The 3482-nt window shown below is 67.3% G+C and carries 2 protein-coding genes; both read right to left on the bottom strand.

Annotation, left to right across the window (positions count from 1 at the left end; all coding sequences use genetic code 11):
* The coding region (locus tag QMO14_RS32940) for an efflux RND transporter permease subunit (RefSeq protein WP_301512327.1) at nt 1-3187 on the bottom strand (3187 nt) is incomplete at its 3' end.
* A gap of 91 nt (nt 3188-3278) precedes the next feature.
* Nucleotides 3279-3482: transposase (locus QMO14_RS32935; RefSeq protein WP_367618192.1), on the bottom strand; the 204-nt coding region annotated here is incomplete at its 5' end.

Genomic DNA, 3482 nt, shown 5'->3' with positions numbered 1-3482 from the left:
CGATCAGCCCGCCGATGATGGCCACGCCCAGCGGCCGGCGCAGCTCGGCGCCCTCGCCGAAGCCGATGGCCAGCGGCAGCGCGCCGAGCGCGGCCGCCATGGTGGTCATCAGGATCGGGCGGAAGCGCAGCAGGCAGGCCTCGCGCACTGCCTCCAGCGGCGTGAGCCCGCGCGAGCGCTCGGCCTCCAGCGCGAAGTCGATGATCAGGATGGCGTTCTTCTTCACGATGCCGATCAGCAGGAACACGCCGATCAGCGCGATGATGGAAAACTCCATGCGGAACATCAGGAGCGCCAGCACCGCGCCCACGCCGGCCGAAGGCAGCGTCGACAGCACCGTGATCGGGTGCACCAGGCTCTCGTACAGGATGCCCAGCACGATGTAGATCACGATCAGCGCCGCCAGGATCAGCATTGCCTGCTGGCCCTGCGACTGCTGCGCGCTCGCCGCCGTGCCCGCGAACGCGCCGCGCACGTTGGTCGGCATGGCGATGTTGGCCTCTGCCTTCGCGATGGCCTCTCGCGCGTCGCCCAGGTTGGCGCCTTCGGCGAGGTTGAACGAGATGGTCGTGGCCAGCTCGCCGTCTTCGTGGCTTACCGAGGTGGCCACCGACTGCTCCTCGAACTTGGCGACGGCCGACAGCGGCACGAGCGCCGTGGCCGTGTTGCTCAGCACGTTGCCCGTCGATGCGTTGCGCAGCGCCGCGTTGGCCGACACCGGCACGGCGGCCGTGGCGGACGAGGAAGCCGAAGACGCCGACGATGCAGAGGAAGATGAAGACGACTTCAAGGTCGAGGTCGGGGCCGAACTCGCCGCCACCTGCGTGGTCACGGTCTGGCCGCCCACCACCGACGTCCTGGTGGCCGGCACGTACACGTCGGCCAGCGAGTTCGGGCTGCGCGTGTAGCGCGGCGCCCACTCCATCACCACGTGGTACTGGTTCAGCTCGGTGTAGATGGTCGCGACCTGCCGCTGGCCGAATGCGTTGTAGAGCGCGTTGTCGATGGCAGTGGAAGTCAGGCCCAGCCGGCGCGCGCTGTCGGGGTCGACCTTGGCCACGGTTTCCACGCCGTTCTGGTCCTGGTCGGTGTCGATGTCCGTCAGCACCGGCTGCAGCTTCAGCTCKTCGGCCAGCTTCACGGCCCAGGTGCGCAGGTCGGCCACGTTGTCGCTCTTGAGCGTGTATTGGTAGGTCGAGTTGCTGGCGCGGCCGCCCGAGCGCACGTCCTGCACCGTGCCCAGGAACACGCGCAGGCCGGTCACCTGGTTGAGCTGCGGGCGCAGCCGCGCGATCACCGCCAGGCCGCTGTCCTTGCGCTGGTTCGCCGGCTTCAGGTTGACGAACATGAAGCCGCCCCCTGCCCGGCCCGCGCCGGTGAAGCCCACCACGGTGTCGACAGCCTCGTCCTTGTGGATGATGTCGACCACCTGCCGCAGCTTGGCCGCCAGCGCCTGCGACGAGATGCTCTGGTCGGCGCGCAGCCCGCCGTTGAGCTGGCCGCTGTCCTGCTGCGGGAAGAAGCCCTTGGGCGCGGCGCTGAAGAGATACACGTTGAGCCCGATCACCGCCAACAGGATCACCATCACCAGCGCCTTGCTGTCGAGTGCCCAATCGAGGCTGCTCTCGTAGCGCTTGAGCATCCAGTCGTAGCTGCGCGCGGCGATGCGGCCAAGCCTGCCCTGCGGCTTTTTCCGGTCGTGCTCGCCGCCGGGCTTGAGCATCCAGGCGCACATCATCGGCGTGGTGGTCAGCGAAATCACCAGCGAGATCAGCACCGCCGCCGACAGCGTGACCGCGAACTCGCGGAACAGCCGCCCCACCTGCCCGCCCATGAACAGCAGCGGAATGAACACCGCCACCAGCGACACGCTGATCGACAGCACCGTGAAGCCCACCTCCTTCGCGCCCAGCAACGCCGCCTTCATGCGCGTCATGCCCGACTCGATGTGCCGGCTGGTGTTCTCGAGCACCACGATGGCGTCGTCCACCACGAAGCCGGTGGCCACCGTGAGCGCCATCAGGCTCAGGTTGTTGAGGCTGAAGCCCAGCAGGTACATCACCCCGAAGGTGCCCAGCAGCGCCGCCACCGTCGCCACGGCAGGCACGATCGTCGCGCGCACGCTGCGCAGGAACAGGCTCACCACCAGCACCACCAGGATGACGGAAATGACCAGCGTGAGCTCCACCTCGCGCAGCGACCCGCGGATGGAGTTGGTGCTGTCCGACGCCACCTGCAGCGTCACGTCGGGCGGCAGCTGCGCCTGCAGCTCCGGCAGCAGCGCACGCACGCTGTCGACCGTCTCGATGATGTTGGCCGAAGGCTGCCGCGTGATCAGCACGATGATCGCCGGCTCGCCGTTGAACAGGCCCAGCGTGCGCGTGTCCTCCACGCCGTCGACCACCTCCGCCACGTCCTGCAGCCGCACCGCCGCGCCGTTGCGCCAGGCGATCACCATCGGCGCGTAGTCGCTCGCGCGCAGCGCCGGAGTCTGCGTGTAGATCTGCAGCTTGCGCCCGTCGCCCTGCACCATGCCCTTGGGCCGGTTGGCGTTCGAGGCCTGGATCGCGGCGCGCACGTCCTCGGTGCTGATGCCGTAGCGGTTCAGCGCGAACGGCAGCAGCTCGATGCGCACCGCGGGCAGCGAGCCCCCGCCGATCTCCACGTCGCCCACGCCGTCCACCTGCGACAGGCGCTGGCTGACGATGTTCGACACCGCGTCGTAGATCTGGCCCGGCGTCTTGGTCTTCGACGTGAGCGCCAGGATGATCACCGGCGACGCCGCCGGGTTGGCCTTGCGGTAGGTCGGGTTGCTGCGCAGCGTGGCCGGGAGGTCGATGCGGCTGGCGTTGATCGCGGCCTGCACCTCGCGGGCGGCGCCGTCGATGTTGCGGCTGAGGTCGAATTGCAGCGTGACGCGGGTGGAGCCTACCGAACTGGTGGACGTCATTTCGTTGACGCCTGCGATGGTTCCCAGATGGCGTTCCAGCGGGGTTGCCACGCTGGTGGCCATCGTTTCGGGGCTGGCTCCGGGGATCGAGGCTCTTACGGAGATGACTGGGTAGTCCACCTGGGGGAGTGGGGAGACTGGGAGGACGAAGAAGGCGGCTATGCCGGCCAGGGCTACTCCGATGGTCAGGAGGACTGTGCCTATGGGGCGGCGGACGAACGGTAGGGATAGGTTCATCGTTGCTCTCCTTGCGGAGGGCGGAGGCCGGGTCTCGGCCCGGCGGCCGACTCACTTTCTTTTGCTTCGCCAAAAGAAAGTAAGGGCGGTCTCAAATCCCAAGTGCAACGATAGGTTGGATATCGACATTCTGGTTGAAACAGTCTTCGAAGAGGACTTGTGCCGGAGTACGGAACCCCAAGGTCTTGCGTGGGCGGGTGTTCAGGCTCCAGGCGATGTGATCGAGATGGCGCTGAGAGTGAACGCTCAAGTCCGTTCCCTTGGGCAGGTACTGCCTGATCAAACCATTGGTGTT

The organism is Variovorax sp. CAN15, assembly GCF_030462475.1.
In the GTDB taxonomy this organism is placed as follows: domain Bacteria; phylum Pseudomonadota; class Gammaproteobacteria; order Burkholderiales; family Burkholderiaceae_C; genus Variovorax.
Note: the sequence above shows the minus strand (reverse complement) of the source record. Positions and strands in the feature narration are given on the sequence as shown.